Raw genomic sequence first — 16,619 nt, forward strand, 5'->3', positions numbered from 1 at the left:
CTGCCAGTCGTGGACAATACGGGGCATACTGTCCAGTATGATCGAGACCCCCCGTGGACCAGTGGACCAGATTGACCTGTTGGTTGTGGGTGCTGGCTTCGGCGGCATCGCGATGGCGGATCGCCTCATGGGGCAGGGGCACGGGCGGGACTTTCTCGTCGTAGAAGCCGCGGAGGCGGTGGGGGGCACCTGGCGCGACAACATCTACCCGGGGTGCGCATGTGACGTCCCGACCGCCCTCTACTCGTTGTCCCGGCACTCGCACCCGGGATGGTCCCACTCATTCGGCAGGCAACCGGAAATCCGCGCCTACCTCGAGACGGTGGCGGACCGCATCGGCTTACGAGACAGGCTCGTGACCTCCTGTGAGGTCACCGCCGCGAGGTGGGACACAGAGGCTGTCCACTGGGTCGTAGATACGAGCCGCGGGCGGGTGTTCGCGCGCCACCTCGTAGTGGCCTCCGGCGCGCTCTCCGCCCCGTCGCTTCCCCGACTACCCGGACTCGAATCGTTCAAGGGGGAGGTGTTCCATTCCGCGCGGTGGCGACACGACATCCCCCTCGGGGGTCGTCGGGTCGCCGTCGTCGGGACGGGAGCGTCCGCAGTTCAGTTCGTTCCCGAGATCGCCGGGACCGCCGAGCACGTCACGGTATTTCAGCGGACACCAGGCTGGATTCTCCCACGACTGGATCGGTCCATTTCCGAGCGTCGCAAACGGCTCTACCGGCGTGTCCCCATCCTGCAGCGAATCGTCCGCGGACGGATCTACCTGGGACGTGAACTCTATGTGGTGTTGTTCACCCGGGCCCAGTTCCTCCTGCGCCTTGTCGAGTGGTTCGCTCGGTTCTATCTCTTCGCCAAGGTGCGCGACCGCAGGATGCGCAGGGCGCTGACCCCGGACTACTCGATCGGGTGCAAACGCGTGCTGCTCACGAGCCACTGGCTGCCCGCGCTCAGCCGACCGGACGTGACACTGGTGCCCGGGGCGGCATCGGGGGTGACCCCCAGTGGGCTCGTGGCAGATGACGGCACCGAGCACCCGGCGGACGTCATTATCTTTGGCACCGGCTTCCAACCGACCGAGCCTCCGATCTCCCGATTGATCACGGGAACGGACGGCCGGACCCTAGCCCAGCATTGGGGCGGCAGTCCGCGTGCCCACAACGGGATGACCGTGGCGGGATTCCCCAACATGTTCCTGCTGTACGGCCCCAACACCAACCTGGGGCACTCGTCCATCGTGTACATGCTGGAGTCCCAGGCCGATCACGTACTGCGGCTTCTCGATCTCGCCGAGCGTGCGGGTCGACGGTCCATCGAGGTCCGTCCGGAGGTGCAGGAGTCCTACGCCGCCAAGATGGATCGCGACCTCGCGCACACCGTCTGGAACGAGGGTGGCTGCTCGAGTTGGTACATCGATTCGCGGGGGCGCAACTCCCTACAGTGGCCGACGTTCACCTTCCGATACCGCAAGCAGCTCCGCACCGTCGACCCGAAGGATTTCATCCTGGCCTAAAGGTCAGAAGCCTCGGTCCGGAAAGTCCAGACCAAGTAACGCGTTCTCGACGACCTCGGCCATCGCCGGGTGGATCCAGTACTGCTTACGCGCGAGGTCGGGCACCGTGATCTTGAACTCCATCGCCTGGATGAGGATCTGGATAAGAGAGGGTGCGTGCGCTCCCATGATGTGAGCGCCCAGGAGCAACCCGGTGGCGCGGTCGGCGATGAGCTTGCAGCACCCGACCGAGTCCTCCATCGCCCAGCCGTACGCCACGTCCCCATACGCTTGTGTCTTCACGGTCACGTCGTACCCGGAGGCGTTGGCCTCGGCCTCCGTCAACCCGACCGACGCGATCTGCGGCCAGGTGAACACCGCGTACGGCACGTGGCTGTGATGGAACGGTTGCAGATCCTCCGGGTGGCGCAGGTTATGTCCAAGTACCCGCTGCTCGTGGTTGGCGACGTGCTTCAACTGGTACGGCGAGCTCACGTCCCCCAGAGCCCAGACGCCTTCCGCAGTGGTGCGGCCGTACTGGTCCACGCGTACCAGTTCTCCGTCCATCCCAACCCCTGCGGCGTCCAATCCCAACAGGTCGCCGTTCGGCGTGCGTCCTGTCGCCACCAGCAGCGCGTCACCGGTGCAGGTCGACCCGTCCTCGAACGTGATCTCCACGCCCCGACGGTCCTCGCCTGTCGCGGTCATCGCGGCAATCTGCTGTCCGAGACGTACGTCCCATCGCTGCCGGGCCTGCTCGGTGAACCGCTCGGCGAGCTCGCGATCGAGGTGCTTGAGCAGCACATCCGAGCGGCCGATCACGGTCACTTCGACGCCGAGCGACGAGAACACGTGCGCGAACTCGCAGGCGATGAACCCCGAGCCCTGGATGACCAACGACTTCGGCAGCTCGGCGATCCGCATTACGTCATCGCTGGTGTAGTAAGCAACCCCGGCCTCCGTGACAATGTCCGGGATTGAGGGCCGTGCCCCAGCGGCGATCACGACCGACTCAGCGGTGATGATCTCGCCGGTGCCAGTGTCGATGGTGCGCGGGCCGACAAACGTCGCGTGACCGTCGTACACGGTGACGTTGTCGGATCGATTGCGCCGGTAGTCTTCACCGCTGGACGCGATCGGGTCGATGCGGCGGTCGAACACCCGCGAGACGATGTCCGGCCAGCGGACCCCGTCCAGCGTCGAATCGACACCGTAGGTGGCCGAGTGCTGGATGGAGATTGCCGTGTCGGCGGCGTAGACGAACATCTTTGTGGGGATGCAGCCGACGTTGAGGCAGGTGCCGCCGAACGTCCCCTTCTCGCATATCGCCACGGACAGGTCGGCGAACGACTCGTCGATCAACGAGTTGCCGCTACCCGTGCCGATGACGACCAGGTCGAAGTGGCGGGAGGGGGGCTGGGTCATCGGGTCAGGACTCCTTGAGATGTGAGGACACGGTGTCGTCCAGCCAACGTCCGAGATGGTCGAAAACCACCGCGAGAACGTCGGCGCGGGAAAGGAATACGTCATGTCGGGCACCTGCGACGGGCACGTCGGTGACGGTATGGGATACACGGTCTGCGAAGCGCTGCATCGACCGCACGTCCAGGATCAGATCGGTGTCCACGTCGATCTCGCCGCCGCGGACGCGGGCGCCGACCGAAGACGCGGTCGATCGTAGGAGGAGTACCGGCAGCGGCAGGTTGATGCCTGCCTGAAGTTGCTTCTGGGCGCGGCGGACCGCGGCGAGCCACCCGGCCCTGACGCCGACCCCGCCGGGGGGCTTGAGAGCGGTGTCGAAGTGGTACTCGCCATCATGATCCACGTGTGTGCTGATCACGTACCGGTCCGACGTCGGCAACGGCAGCCGGTAGAAGGGCCGTACGGACCCGAGCGTACGGATGACGGGATCGAGCACGGGCCGGGCGCGCTCCGGGACGTCGAGTTGGAACCACGGTGAGTTGAGGACCACCCCCACAACGGGGTCCAACTCATTCCTGTCGCGGCGCCTGCCCAACCACAACGGGACCACCAAGCCCCCGGTGGAATGCGCGGCCACGAGGACCGGCTTCCCTGGGTGCTCGGCGACGATCACCTGGAGAGACTGATCCAGCTCGTCGTCGTATTGCTCCAAGTCGGTCGTGAAGTGCGGCGTCACTCCGTCCCGCCTGGAGCGCCCGCATTTACGTAGGTCGATCCCGTACGTTGCGACGCCGCGCGCGGCGAGGAACTCCGCCAGGTGGGTGTGGAAAAAGTAGTCAGAGAGACCGTGAACGACCAGCATCACCGCGGTGGGCTCAGACGGGGCGGCCTCGTGACGGACCAGGGTCGCGACGATCTGCCCCTCGCCGTCGGGGTCGGGACCGAGGGGCAGCACCCGCCGCCGATAAGACGGCCCAAGCAGGTCCGGGGTCCAGCGTGGGTCGGATCCGGCGGGGACGTCTGGATCGGGGGACGGCGTCGACACGACGACCACCCTAGTCCGGTGTGCCTCGCTCACGGCGCCGTGAGTAGTCTTGCAGCCAGGTGGACGCGGGCCTGTCGGGACGACCCGCGTTGACGCGAAATGCGGGTCCATGACCAACGAGCGAGGGTAGCCGGTGACTTCAGACCAGGTGGCAAAGCACGAAACAACAGATGTCGCGCTCATCGGCGCGGGCATCATGAGCGCGACGCTGGGCGCTCTGCTGCGGCGGCTCCAGCCCGACTGGGACATCCAGGTCTTCGAGCGACTCGAGGGGCCTGCGCTGGAGTCGTCCGACGCCTGGAACAACGCGGGAACCGGGCACTCAGCCCTCTGCGAATTGAACTACTCGCCCAGGACCGCGGGCGGTGACGTGGACATCACCAAGGCCGTCAGCGTCAACGAGAAGTTCCAGGTCTCGCGGCAGTTCTGGTCTTATGCCGTGGAGAACACCATCCTCGGCGATCCCACCGAGTGGATCCGTCCCATCCCGCACATGAGCTTCGTCACAGGCAGGGATGGCCAGGACTTCCTCCAGAAGCGGTACGAGAAGCTCGCCGGCCACCCCCTCTTCCCGGGGATGGGGCACACCACCGACTTCGCCGAGTTAGAGCGGCTCGTTCCCCTCATGGCCCGCGGTCGCTCACCCGAGCAGCCCTTCGCACTGAGCCACTTCTCCAACGGCACCGACGTCAACTTCGGCGCGCTCACCCGCCAGCTCATCAAATACCTCACGCGCACCGGTACCGAGGTGCACTACCAGAACCAGGTCAAGGACCTCGAGCGCAACAGCGACGGAACCTGGCGGCTGACCGTGGCCAACCGATACACCGGTGACGAACGCACAATAGACGCCAAGTTCGTGTTCGTTGGCGCGGGCGGCGGCGCCCTGCACCTGCTGCAGAAGTCCGGCATCCCCGAGATCAAGGGCATCGGCGGCTTCCCCGTAGGCGGTCAGTGGCTGCGTTGCACCAATCCCGACTTGATCGACCAGCACAAGGCGAAGGTGTACAGCGAGGCCTCCGTCGGCGCGCCGCCGATGTCCGTGCCACACCTGGATACCCGCGTCATCGACGGCAAGAAGGGCCTGCTGTTCGGGCCTTTCGCGGGATGGACCCCCAAGTTCCTCAAAAGGGGCAGTTTCCTCGACCTGCCGTCCAGCATCCGCGCGGGCAACCTGCTGCCCATGGCCAACATCGGCCTGACCGAGATGAGCCTGGTCAAGTACCTCATCACCGAACTCGCCAAGAACCACGGTGCCCGGGTCGATACGCTGCGTGACTTCATGCCGTCGGCACAAGACGCGGAGTGGGAAAAGGTCATCGCCGGCCAGCGTGTCCAGGTGATCAAGCCAAACGGTCGCGGCGGGACCCTCGAGTTCGGCACAGCCGTGGTCAACTCGGCAGACGGATCCATCGCCGGCCTGCTCGGCGCCTCCCCGGGCGCATCCACCGCCGTGGACGCAATGGTCGACGTGCTCAAGCGTTGCTTCCCGAGCCGTTTCGCCGACTGGACTCCCGCTCTCGAGGAGATGATCCCCTCGCTCGGCCGGGATCTCGCGAAGGAGCCGACCCTGTTCACCGAGCAGTTCGAGCGGTCGACGCGGACCTTGAAGCTCGACCAGAAGGCCTAATCCGCGGACTCTGGATAGCCACTGTCTGCGCTCCACATCCCCCGGCCACCCAACGTGGTGACCGGGGGATGAATCGATCCAGGGGCTCTGGGCCGAGGCCGGGTGCAGACCCCAGGGCGGATAGGATCTGATTCATGATCCGGCCAGTTAACCCGTACCCCGTCGGCCTGGACCTCGAAGGCCGACGCGTCGTGGTCATAGGCGGAGGGTCCGTCGCGCAACGCCGGATACCCGTGCTTCTCGACGCGGGTGCGGTCGTGCACCTGGTGAGTCCGGAGGTCACCCCCACGCTCCAAGGACTCGTGGACGCCGGGCGGCTCTGGTGGGAGCCCCGCGAGTACGAAACTGGCGATCTCGACGGTGCGTGGTACGCGGTCGCCGCGACCAAAAACTCGCTCGTCAATGCCCGGGTCGCGGCCGAGGCCGAACAGAACCGCACCTTCTGCGTCCGCGCTGATGCCGTGACATCGGGTTCTGCGGTGACCCCGGCTGTAGTCCGTAGGGGAGAGATGCTCGTCGCGGTTCTCACCGGGGACCGCGCGCGCACCGCCGAGGCCCGAGACGTGGTCGAGCGGGCACTCAGCGAGGCGAGTGCGGAGGCACCCGAGGTCGACGAGGCATTGAGGGGAACGGTCGCCTTGGTGGGGGGCGGGCCCGGTTCAGACGACCTCATGACGGTCCGTGGACGCCGACTTCTCTCCCGCGCCGACGTCGTCGTTGCCGACCGTCTCGCTCCTCAGCGTCCGCTCGCCGAGCTCCGATCCGATGTCGAGATAGTTGACGCGGCCAAGATCCCTTATGGCCGGGCGATGGCGCAGGAGGCGATCAACCAGGTTCTGGTGGACCGGGCGCGTTCCGGCAAGTTCGTGGTCCGGTTGAAGGGCGGTGACCCGTTCCTGTACGGGCGTGGCTACGAGGAGGCGCAGGCTTGCGCAGCGGCGGGAATCCCGTGCACGGTCGTGCCGGGCGTTTCCAGCGCGCTCGCCGTCCCCGCGCTCGCCGGGATCCCGGTGACCAACCGTGGCATGACCCATGAGCTGACCGTGGTGTCCGGTCACCTCCCGCCCGGACATCCGGGTTCCTTGATCGACTGGGACGCCCTCGCACGTATGCGGGGGACCCTGGTGCTGCTGATGGGGGTCAAGAATTCTCCCGCGATCGCCGCGTCACTCATGGCGGGGGGCCGATCGTCCGAGACCCCGTGCGCGGTGATAGTCGACGGTAGCCTCGACGGGCAGTCCACCTATCGCTGCACCCTCGGTACCTTGGCGGACACGCTGGAGACCAACGACGTCAGGCCCCCGGCCATCGTCGTGATCGGGGAGGTCGCCGGGCTCCCTCAATATCTCAGCGAGAGCTGAGACACGGACCGACGCCCCCGTCGTCGGGCATGATGTGGGTGTGACGACCTCCAAGAAGCTCGGGTTCCTCTCGTTCGGGCACTGGATGGATCATCCGGACTCGGCTGTCAGGTCCGCCTCCGACGCTCTATTGCAGAGCGTCGAGCTCGCCGAGGCCGCCGAGGAGCTCGGAATGGATGGTGCCTACTTCAGGGTTCATCACTTCGCTCGGCAGCTGGGGAGTCCCACAGCCCTGCTGGCCGCAGTCGGGGCCCGTACGAGCCGTATCGAGATCGGCACCGGGGTGGTGGACATGCGCTACGTCAACCCCCTCGGCTTCGCCGAGGACGTCGCCGCCGCAGATCTCCTGTCAGGAGGGCGGGTACAACTGGGCGTCTCCAGGGGATCGCCCGAGCAGGTGATCGACGGGTGGCGGTATTTCGGGTTCGACCCCGCCGACGGGGAGACCGACGCCGACATGGCGCGGCGCCACACGGACGTCTTCCTCCGTGCCGTCGAAGGCATGCAGTTCGCTGCACCCAATCCGCGTCCGATGTTCCCGAATCCGCCGGGGTTACTGCGAATCGAGCCCTATTCGCCGGGGCTGCGAGAGCGGATCTGGTGGGGAGCCGCGTCCGACTCCACTGCGCGATGGGCGGCGGGGAAGGGAATGCACTTGATGTCTTCCACGCTGAAGGCGGACGAGTCGGGGGAGCCGTTGCACGTGCAGCAGCGCAGGCAGATCGAGGCCTTCCGGGACGAGTGGGCGCTGCACGACCACGGTGTCGAACCACGGGTATCGGTGTCCCGGTCCATCGTCGCGATCACCTCGGACACAGACCGGCGTTACTTCCTCGACAGTAGCGAGCGTGGCGACCAGTTCGGGCAGATCGAACCCGGCCTCCGGGCGGTGTTCGGACGGTCCTACACCGCGGAGCCGGATCGGTTGGTGGAGCAACTCGCCCAGGACGAGGCGATCAGGGCGGCAGACACGGTGCTCATCACCGTTCCCACCCAGCTTGGTGCGGACTACAACGCGCACCTGCTGGAATCAATTCTCACCCATGTGGCCCCTGAACTCGGGTGGCGATGATCCGCTGGCCGGGGTGAGCTGCCAGGCAGTCTCAGGGCGTTGTGACCATGGTCAGTACGTTCTCGGAGGTGCGCTCCACTATGTGCCCGGCCCGGCGGGCCACCCGGAGCAGCGACGGTATGTCGCGCATCTCGGCGCGGGAAGTGGCGAGCGTCCGCGCGAGCAAGCCCTTGTGGTGCTTGGAGAAGTGAGACACCACCTTGCGCGTACCATCCGGGTACTCAGTGACCACGTCGACCGTCACCGCGCCCGCTATCGGGCCCAGGTGGTGATAGCCGCCGGAGCGCAGATCCACCACCAGATCGTCGCTCCAAAGAGAAGTAGCGGCGGTGAGGGCAGGCTTCCACAACGCCCGTAGCGTCCCGAGCGCGGGCAGCCGCGATCCGGCGGAGAGACGATAGTGAGGGATCGGGTCGTCGGCGGCGACCAGACCGAACAAGGCCGATCCGATCCAAAGTCGGGACTGTGCCCGAGACCGAGCGGCGCCGATGATCGACGCCTGGTCGAGAGCGTCGTAGAGAACTCCCGTGTAGCGGGTGAGGGCGGGTGCGGTGGGGGAGGTCCACAGCTGCGCGTTCAGGGCGATCTCCCCTGTGAGCCTGTCGCTCAATCCCAGACAGGCGCGGGCTCCGTCGGGGTCCTCGGTGCACAACGCCACCAGCGCGTCGGCCACCGTCCGGCGGGTCTCGGTCAGCGTGGGCAGCGAGAGGGCGCCCAGTTCAAGCGGCGTGTCCGAGCCGCCTACGGACTTGGTTTCGGACGGCGAGAGGAGGATGCGCACCCGGCAGAGGCTACCGGCGGGCCGGGCACCAACCCACGGGCGGCTACGCTTGACCACCGTGATCACGCGTCTGTCCCACCTGTTCCTCCGTACCCTCCGCGATGACCCGGCTGATGCCGAGGTCCTCAGCCACAAACTGCTGGTCCGCGCCGGGTACGTCCGTCGTGTTGCCCCTGGCGTGTATTCCTGGCTCCCGCTGGGTCTGCGCACCCTGCGAAGGGTCGAACAGGTGGTCCGCGAGGAGATGGACGCGTTCGGCGCGCAAGAGATCAGCCTGCCCGCACTCCTGCCGCGGGAACCGTACGAGACCACCGGCCGGTGGACCGAGTACGGCCCGGCGCTGTTCCGGCTCCGCGACCGCAAGGGCAACGACATGATGCTCGGGCCCACCCACGAGGAACTTTTCACGCTTACCGTGCAAGGTGAGTACTCCTCGTACAAGGACTTGCCGGTGACGCTGTATCAGATCCAGACCAAGTACCGCGACGAGGAGCGTCCCCGCGCCGGGATCCTGCGCGGCCGCGAGTTTGTGATGAAGGACTCTTACTCATTCGACCTCGATGACGCCGGGCTTGAGCGCGCCTACCAGGCGCACCGCGAGGCCTACCAACGCATCTTCGACCGTCTCGGGATCGAGTACGTCATCTGCGCGGCCACCTCCGGAGCTATGGGCGGTTCCGCCTCCGAGGAGTTCCTCGCTGTCTCTGCTGCCGGTGAAGACACGTTCGTCCGGTCCACCGACGGTCAGTATGCGGCCAATGTCGAGGCCGTCGTGACCCCCGCGCCGCCAGCCCTGCCCATGGAAGGGCAGCCCCGGGCGGTTGTGCACGACACCCCGGACGCCCCGACCATCGAGGCGCTTGTCACGTGGGCGAACGCAGCCGGCCTGGAACGGCAGGTCACTGCCGCGGACACACTCAAGACCGTGATGCTCAAGGTGCGTCAGCCCGGTCGAGACTGGGAGTTGCTGGCGGTGGGGCTACCGGGCGACCGTGAGGTCGACATGAAACGAGTCGAGGCCGCGCTCGAGCCGGCGGAAGTGGAAATCCTCGACGACGCCGACTTCAAGGCCAACCCGTTCCTCGTCAAGGGGTATATCGGCCCGCGAGCGTTGCAGGCGAACGGGATCCGCTATCTCGTCGACCCGAGGGTTGTAGAGGGAACCGCGTGGATCTCCGGCGCAGACGAGCCCGGTCGGCACGTGGTGGACCTGGTATGCGGCCGAGACTTCACGCCGGACGGGACCATCGAAGTCGCGGAGGTAAGGGAGGGAGACCCCGCGCCGGACGGACACGGCACCCTCACCCTGGCGCGCGGTATCGAGATCGGCCACATCTTCCAGCTCGGGCGGAAGTACACCGACGCCTTCGGGTTCGACGTTCTGGGCGAGAACGGCAAGCCCACAAGGGTCACCATGGGGTCCTACGGGATCGGAGTATCACGCCTTGTTGCAGTACTCGCGGAGCAGTTCGCCGACGACAAGGGGCTGGTCTGGCCTGCCGAAGCCGCACCGGCTGACGTCCACGTGGTGATCGCTAACAAAGACGACGCCGCGATAGCCGGTGCGTCGACTCTCGTCGAGGCGTTCGACCGTGCCCGCCTCGAGGTACTTTTCGACGATCGCAAGGCCTCCCCGGGGGTAAAATTCAAGGATGCCGAGCTGATCGGCGTCCCATGGGTGGTCGTGGTGGGTCGCGGGTGGTCCGAGGGCACCGTCGAGCTACGCGAGCGCGCCACCGGTGAGGTCACCCAAGTCCCGGTTGATGGTGCCGCAGACAAGATCGTCCAATTGATCGGCGCGGCACGCTAGCTGCATCAGGCAGGCGGTGGAAACCCGGGCAGCGCCTCGAACGGCGCGCCCGGGACCAGCGTCCTCCACCGAGCCATTTGGACCGCCGCCGCGGTGAGGGCGTCGACGCAGAATCGCCGGGTCTCCGACGAGCTGGCTCGTCCAAGCTCGATGCGCCAGGCCTCACAGCAATCCGATTCGATCCGAATCGCGAGCAGAACAGGGGAAGCGGGGGTGTCCTCCCCCGCGAGGTAGCCGACAGGAGCGGGCGGCGACCCCGGCCACAACAGTTCCGCGGCGTCCCGGCGGTCGCGATGAGCCGCGAGCTCCCGACGGACCGCGGCCCGGATGGAGCCGTCTGCCCGGGCGAGGACGAGACCGTATCCGTAGACCGCAGCGTCCTCGGCAGCCAAGCCGACCGGGGTCGTCACGCGAGCTCCACTTCGACCGCTGCGATGCATGCCGCCGAGACCGCGCCCGCGATCTCCGCCCGGGCGCCCTCCGACGCCGCGGCTGCCTCGGCGGCACCGGCAGCATCGGCCCGTAGGCGCGCCCGCACTTCCTCCACCGGCGGGCACACGAGCGGCGGCGCCGATGACGGTGTCAGCCCTTGGTCGCCGTCCGGGCGCTCGACGAGGTCCGCGAGTTGTTGTGCGTGAATCTTCCTCGCGTCGGCAATCCGGCGCAGGGCACCGGCCCACTCTCCGTGGGAGGCGTCTGCGGCCGCGAGTTCACGTGCGTCACGCTCAGCGGCGTCAAGTAGGCCGATCAGCGTGTCGGGGTCGCCTATGCCTGCAGGTAGTGCGCAGCCACCGGCCACTGCGAGTCCGGCGGCAACGGCTGCAGCGGCGATGAACTGGCGGCGCGAGAGGTCGACGGGGACGGAATGGTGCACCACAACATCCTGCCAGGGGTCGGAGATGGCACGTGCGAGGCGGTACAGTGATGCGGCCCGTCCGCGTCCCGGAACGGTACCCGTCAGCCCGCCACTCCAGGAGCACCGTGATCGTCCCCGAGCCCGACTGGGCCCATATACGCAAGGCGGTCTCGAACCGCGGTCTCGATCTCGAGGATGTCCGCGAGGACTCCCGGTCGGCCACGTGGCACGTGGTGGTCATCGTGGACGGGGATTCTGGAGTCTCCCTCGACGATCTCGCCGAGCTGTCTGCCGACCTCGATCCGCTCGCCGAGCAGTGGGGAGGGGCGGGGCAGCCCGTCACGTTGGAGGTCACCAGCAGGGGGGTCGATGCGCCACTGGAACACCCGCGGCACTGGCACCGCGCCCGCGGACGCCAGGTCGACCTGGTTTACGTCGACGGTGGGCAGGGACCGTCCCGTGGGCGGATCGGGGACCTCGACGAGTCGTCGGGGGTGGTCCGCATCGTGTCGAGGGCCGGCCGTGGGACGAAAGTCGACTCGGTAGCGTTAGAGCAGGTGGCCCGCGCCGTGATCCGGGTCGAATTTCGACCGGCCCCGCAGGAGGAGCTGGCCCTACTGTCGGACCCTGAGAACCCCGGTCGTGGCGTGCGAGAAGGAGAAGATCGTTGAACATCGACATGGCAGCGCTGAACATGCTGTCCCGGGAGCGCGAGATCCCGCTGGACGATCTGGTGCAGACCCTCGAGAACGCCCTGCTCACCGCGTACAAGCGGACCGAGGACGCCCACCGCGTGGCCCGGATCGAGCTGGACCGTAAGGCTGGCACGGTTGCCGTCATGGCGGCCGAGGTCGACGAGGACGGGAATCGGATCGGGGAGTTCGACGCCACGCCCTCGGACTTCGGGAGGGTCGCCGCGGCGACCGCTCGGCAGATAATCCTCCAGCGTCTGCGGGAGGCCGAGACTGACCGCATCTATGGCGACCTTGTCACGAGAGAGGGCGAGGTTGTCAGCGGGGTCATTCAATCGGACTCCCGTGCCAACGCCCGCGGGATCGTGGTGGTCCACATCGGACCGGAGAACGGGGGAACGGAGGGGACCATTGCCCCTGCCGAACAGGTGCCGGGTGAGACCTATGAGCACGGCGATCGCATCAAGTGCCACGTGATCGGAGTGCACAAGGGGCCGCACGGTGCCTCTGTCTCGCTCTCCCGTACGCACCCGGACCTGGTCCGCGGGCTGTTCGCCCTCGAGGTCCCGGAGATCGGGGATGGCTCGGTGCGTATTGCGGCAATCGCACGTGAAGCAGGACACAGGACCAAGATCGCGGTGGAGTCCACCATCTCCGGCCTCAACGCGAAAGGGGCGTGCATCGGGCCGAACGGAGCCCGTGTACGCGCGGTGATGGCGGAATTGGACGGCGAGAAGATCGACATCGTCGACTACGACGAGGACCCCACGGTCTTCGTCGGAAACGCCTTGTCGCCGGCCAAGGTGATCTCGGTGACCGTCGCCGATGCGCAAACCAGGGCGGCCCGGGTTGTCGTGCCGGACTACCAACTGTCGCTGGCGATCGGCAAGGAGGGGCAAAACGCCCGCCTGGCCCACCGGCTCACCCAGTGGCGCATCGACATCCACAGCGACGCCGAGTGAGACAGAGCGCGCCCCACCGCCACGCGGTCGGGCGCGCCGTTAGTGCCGACACCGCATTGTCTGTAGACTGTTGAGTTGTCACAGTGACTTCACGTCCACCCGTCCACTCGGGCCGGGCGGCGAGAGACCGGAGTGGCCGTATGGCGGGACGCAAGAACCAGCTGTTCGGCACCGCCGGGAGCGCGGGTCCCATCCGGACCTGCGTCGGTTGTCGGGGTCGGGATGTCGATTCCCGGCTCCTGCGGATTGTTCATGATCCGCAGTCGGCCGAACTCTCTCCCGATCCCCGCCGACGGGCAGGGGGACGAGGAGCCTGGGTGCACCGCGACCCGCGATGCATCGCGACTGCACTCGACCGCAAGGCCTTCTCAAGGTCACTGCGAGTCGCCGGGAACGTGTCCCAGGACGCGATCACGGAGGTGCTTGAGGCAGTACGCCTCGAGCACGACACCACCCGTCGGCCATTCGGTCCGACTGGGGGAGCACAAGAAGAGGAACGGACCAGACACGATGAGCACACCGTGAAGCTCCAGCGATGAACGTCCATCGAATGTAGACCGAGGTCGCGCGGCCAGCCCTGCCGTGGAGACCTCGCAGTGAGGAGAGCAGTGGCAGGCAAGCCCCGGGTACACGAACTGGCCAAAGAGTTCGGTATCACAAGTAAAGAACTTCTGACGAAACTCCGCGATCAGGGAGAATTCGTCAAATCCGCATCCTCGACGCTCGAGGCACCGGTTGTCCGGCGCCTGCGCGAGGCACACCCGCCAGCAAGCGGCGAGTCCGCTGCGGCCCCGACCAAGTCCGCCGGTGGAGGCGCGCCCAAGCCGGGCGCGCCCTCCAAGCCGGCAGCGAGCCCCCGTCCAGGTGCGGATCCGCGCCCGACGGCTCCCAAGCCGGCGGCCGGTCCCACGCCGGGCGCAAAGCCGTCCGCACCGGCCCCGAAGCCGGCGTCCGCGCCGGTCCCGGGCGCGAAGCCTGCGGCCCCCGCACCTGCCCCGAAGCCGGAGGCAGGCCCGACCCCGGGAGCCAAGCCCGGAACACAGCGGCCTACCCCGGAGTCGACCCCCGGTGCTGCCGCAGCCGCGTCACGCCCGGCACCCGGACCGCGGCCAGCCGGGCCCAAGCCCGGACCGAAGACGCCTCGGGTCGGCAACAACCCGTACTCCAGCGGCACGACGCCCGCGCCGCGTCCCCAGGGCGGCCCCCGCCCAGGGCCAGGGCAGGCCGGGCCGCGTCCGGGTGGGGCACGCCCCGCGCCCGGACAAGGGGGCCCGCGTCCCCCGCAGCGGCCGGGAGCACCGGGACAGGGCGGTCCCCGTCCCACTCCGGGGAATATGCCTCCTCGTCCGAGCCCCGGTCAGATGCCGGGTCAGGTCGCACGTCCGGCAGCAGGTCGAGGCCGCCCGGGTGGTCCGGGTGGACGTCCTGGCGGCGGCGGTTTCCGTCCGGGCGGCGGCGGCGGTGCCCCCGCAGCTGGCGGCGGGGGCTTCCGGGGTCGTCCGGGTGGCGGCGGTCGCGGTCGCGGCGGTGCCGCGGGTGCGTTCGGTCGTCCCGGTGGAGCGCCCCGTCGGGGCCGCAAGTCGAAGCGGCAGAAGCGTCAGGAATACGACTCGATGCGCGCACCGGAGGTCGGCGGCGTCCGGCTTCCTGACGGCCGTGGGCAGGCCCTCCGGCTGGCCCAGGGCGCGTCGCTGAGTGACTTCGCGGATAAGATCGATGTCAACCCGGCTCAGCTCGTCCAGGCCCTGTTCAACCTGGGTGAGATGGTTACCGCGACCCAGTCGGTCACGCCGGAGACGTTGCAGCTCCTCGGCGAGGAGATGGGCTTCAAGGTCCAGATCGTCAGCCCCGAGGACGAGGATCGCGAGCTGCTCGAGTCCTTCGACCTGTCCTTCGGCGAGGACGAGGGCGACGACGACGACCTCGAGCGTCGTCCCGCGGTCGTCACGGTCATGGGTCACGTCGACCACGGCAAGACCCGACTGCTGGACAGCATCCGGTCCGCCAAGGTGGGCGAGGGTGAGGCCGGTGGCATCACTCAGCACATCGGCGCATACCAGGTGACGGTTCCCGTCGACGAGACGGACCGCACGATCACGTTCATCGACACCCCGGGCCACGAGGCATTCACCGCCATGCGTGCCCGTGGCGCGAAGTCGACCGACATCGCGATCATCGTGGTCGCGGCGGACGACGGCGTGATGCCGCAGACGGTCGAGGCGATCAACCACGCGCAGGCGGCCGAGGTGCCGATCGTCGTGGCGGTCAACAAGATCGATAAGGAGGGCGCGCAGCCCGACAAGATCCGCGGTCAGATGACCGAGTACGGGCTCGTCCCCGAGGAGTACGGCGGTGACACGATGTTCGTCGACATCTCCGCCAAGCAGAACCTCAACATCGACGCGCTGCTGGAGGCTGTGGTCCTCACTGCGGACGCATCGTTGGATCTGCGGGCGAACCCGGACATGGACGCACAGGGTGTGGCCATCGAGGCGCACCTGGACCGCGGTCGCGGTCCGGTCGCCACGGTCCTCATCCAGCGCGGAACACTCCGGGTCGGCGACTCGATCGTCGCGGGCGATGCCTACGGTCGCGTTCGTCGCATGGTCGACGAGCACGGCGAGGACGTCACGGAGGCGACACCGTCGCGTCCGGTCCAGGTCATCGGCCTGACCAGCGTCTGTGGTGCCGGTGACACCCTGATGGTGGTCGAGGAGGACCGGACCGCACGGCAGATCGCCGACCGTCGTAATGCGCGCAAGCGCAATGCGATGGCCGCGCGCAGCCGTCGCCGGATCAGCCTCGAGGATCTGGACTCGCACCTCAAGGAGACGAGCCAGCTCAACCTCATCATCAAGGGAGACAACTCCGGTACGGTCGAGGCCCTCGAAGAGGCCCTTATGGGGATCGAGATCGACGACGAGGTGCAGCTGCGCGTCATCGACCGCGGTGTCGGTGCAGTAACCGAGACCAACGTCAACCTGGCGGCTGCGTCCGACGCTGTGATCATCGGGTTCAACGTTCGTGCCGAGGGTAAGGCCACCGAGTTGGCCAACCGCGAGGGCGTCGACATCCGGTACTACTCGATCATCTACCAGGCGATCGACGAGATCGAGAGCGCGCTTAAGGGCATGCTCAAGCCGATCTATGAGGAGAAGCAGCTCGGTCAGGCGGAGATTCGTGAGATCTTCCGCTCTTCCAAGGTGGGCAACATTGCCGGCTGCATGGTGCTCGACGGCATCATGCGTCGCAACGCCAAGGCCCGGCTCATCCGGGACGGCAACGTCGCGGTGGAGGAGATGACCGTCTCCTCGCTGCGCCGTGAGAAGGACGACGTGACCGAGGTCCGCGAGGGTTTCGAGTGTGGTCTGACGGTGACGTACTCCGACATCAAGATCGGTGACATCATCGAGACCTACGAGCTCGTCGAGAAGCCGCGCGACTGACGTCGCAGGGCACACCGTGGGGGCGGGTTCCGTGTACTCGGACCTGC

The 16,619-nt window shown here is 67.4% G+C and carries 14 protein-coding genes; 9 read left to right on the forward strand and 5 right to left on the reverse strand.

Annotation, left to right across the window (positions count from 1 at the left end):
• Positions 1 to 37: 37 nt before the first annotated feature.
• Positions 38 to 1,516 (forward strand): NAD(P)/FAD-dependent oxidoreductase, encoded by a 1,479-nt coding sequence (locus FQ137_RS10095; RefSeq protein ID WP_149292265.1) that lies wholly within the window; start codon positions 38 to 40, stop codon positions 1,514 to 1,516.
• A gap of 3 nt (positions 1,517 to 1,519) precedes the next feature.
• Here FQ137_RS10095 and mtr read toward each other — a convergent pair whose 3' ends face one another.
• Both mtr and FQ137_RS10105 read right to left on the reverse strand, forming a co-directional pair.
• Positions 1,520 to 2,920 (reverse strand): mycothione reductase, encoded by a 1,401-nt coding sequence (gene mtr / locus FQ137_RS10100; protein WP_149292266.1) that lies wholly within the window; start codon positions 2,918 to 2,920, stop codon positions 1,520 to 1,522.
• A gap of 4 nt (positions 2,921 to 2,924) precedes the next feature.
• Positions 2,925 to 3,962 carry an alpha/beta hydrolase gene (locus FQ137_RS10105; protein ID WP_255583949.1) on the reverse strand — a complete coding sequence of 346 codons (1,038 nt, stop codon included), beginning with the start codon at positions 3,960 to 3,962 and terminating at the stop codon, positions 2,925 to 2,927.
• Between the two features lie 133 nt (positions 3,963 to 4,095).
• On the opposite strand from FQ137_RS10105, the gene mqo reads away from it, so the two are divergent.
• From mqo to FQ137_RS10120, 3 genes are all read left to right on the forward strand, one after another.
• Positions 4,096 to 5,592, forward strand: coding sequence for a malate dehydrogenase (quinone) (gene mqo / locus FQ137_RS10110; RefSeq protein ID WP_255583951.1), 1,497 nt, complete (start codon positions 4,096 to 4,098; stop codon positions 5,590 to 5,592).
• 134 nt (positions 5,593 to 5,726) lie between these two features.
• A complete protein-coding gene (cobA, locus tag FQ137_RS10115) occupies positions 5,727 to 6,953 on the forward strand; it encodes a uroporphyrinogen-III C-methyltransferase (protein ID WP_149292267.1) in 1,227 nt (408 codons plus the stop codon).
• 85 nt (positions 6,954 to 7,038) lie between these two features.
• Positions 7,039 to 8,025 carry an LLM class flavin-dependent oxidoreductase gene (locus FQ137_RS10120; protein ID WP_149292777.1) on the forward strand — a complete coding sequence of 329 codons (987 nt, stop codon included), beginning with the start codon at positions 7,039 to 7,041 and terminating at the stop codon, positions 8,023 to 8,025.
• Positions 8,026 to 8,056: 31 nt separating this feature from the next.
• Here the strand turns inward: FQ137_RS10120 and FQ137_RS10125 are convergent, their stop codons facing one another.
• The gene (locus FQ137_RS10125) at positions 8,057 to 8,806 is read right to left on the reverse strand and encodes a peroxide stress protein YaaA (RefSeq protein ID WP_149292268.1); all 750 of its coding nucleotides are present in this window, start codon (positions 8,804 to 8,806) and stop codon (positions 8,057 to 8,059) included.
• Between the two features lie 58 nt (positions 8,807 to 8,864).
• Between FQ137_RS10125 and FQ137_RS10130 the strand changes: the two genes are divergently transcribed.
• Positions 8,865 to 10,616, forward strand: coding sequence for a proline--tRNA ligase (locus FQ137_RS10130; protein ID WP_149292269.1), 1,752 nt, complete (start codon positions 8,865 to 8,867; stop codon positions 10,614 to 10,616).
• Positions 10,617 to 10,621: 5 nt separating this feature from the next.
• Here the strand turns inward: FQ137_RS10130 and FQ137_RS10135 are convergent, their stop codons facing one another.
• On the reverse strand, positions 10,622 to 11,026 hold the full coding sequence (locus tag FQ137_RS10135) for a ferritin-like domain-containing protein (protein ID WP_149292270.1): 405 nt from the start codon (positions 11,024 to 11,026) through the stop codon (positions 10,622 to 10,624).
• On the reverse strand, positions 11,023 to 11,490 hold the full coding sequence (locus FQ137_RS10140; RefSeq protein ID WP_149292271.1) for a twin-arginine translocation signal domain-containing protein: 468 nt from the start codon (positions 11,488 to 11,490) through the stop codon (positions 11,023 to 11,025). Before FQ137_RS10140 ends, FQ137_RS10135 begins: the two co-directional genes overlap by 4 nt.
• A gap of 107 nt (positions 11,491 to 11,597) precedes the next feature.
• Here FQ137_RS10140 and rimP point away from each other — a divergent pair, with 107 nt between their 5' ends.
• The 4 genes from rimP (at position 11,598) to infB (ending at position 16,572) form a co-directional block, all read left to right on the forward strand.
• The gene (gene rimP, locus FQ137_RS10145) at positions 11,598 to 12,143 is read left to right on the forward strand and encodes a ribosome maturation factor RimP (RefSeq protein WP_149292272.1); all 546 of its coding nucleotides are present in this window, start codon (positions 11,598 to 11,600) and stop codon (positions 12,141 to 12,143) included.
• Complete coding sequence (gene nusA, locus FQ137_RS10150) at positions 12,140 to 13,126, forward strand: transcription termination factor NusA (RefSeq protein ID WP_149292273.1); 987 nt, start codon at positions 12,140 to 12,142, stop codon at positions 13,124 to 13,126. Before rimP ends, nusA begins: the two co-directional genes overlap by 4 nt.
• A 140-nt stretch (positions 13,127 to 13,266) precedes the next feature.
• A complete protein-coding gene (locus FQ137_RS10155) occupies positions 13,267 to 13,665 on the forward strand; it encodes a YlxR family protein (RefSeq protein WP_149292274.1) in 399 nt (132 codons plus the stop codon).
• 69 nt (positions 13,666 to 13,734) lie between these two features.
• Entirely contained in the window at positions 13,735 to 16,572 is a 2,838-nt protein-coding gene (gene infB, locus FQ137_RS10160; RefSeq protein WP_149292275.1) for a translation initiation factor IF-2, read from the forward strand.
• The last annotated feature ends 47 nt before the right edge of the window (positions 16,573 to 16,619 follow it).

Source organism: Dietzia sp. ANT_WB102 (genome assembly GCF_008369165.1).
GTDB lineage: Bacteria > Actinomycetota > Actinomycetes > Mycobacteriales > Mycobacteriaceae > Dietzia.

Coding starts and splice junctions, on each gene's coding strand:
- FQ137_RS10155 (WP_149292274.1), top strand. CDS start 13,267: ATGGCGGGACGCAAGAACCAGCTGTTCGGCACCGCCGGGAGCGCGGGT.
- mtr (WP_149292266.1), bottom strand. CDS start 2,920: ATGACCCAGCCCCCCTCCCGCCACTTCGACCTGGTCGTCATCGGCACG.
- FQ137_RS10120 (WP_149292777.1), top strand. CDS start 7,039: ATGGATCATCCGGACTCGGCTGTCAGGTCCGCCTCCGACGCTCTATTG.
- FQ137_RS10095 (WP_149292265.1), top strand. CDS start 38: ATGATCGAGACCCCCCGTGGACCAGTGGACCAGATTGACCTGTTGGTT.
- cobA (WP_149292267.1), top strand. CDS start 5,727: ATGATCCGGCCAGTTAACCCGTACCCCGTCGGCCTGGACCTCGAAGGC.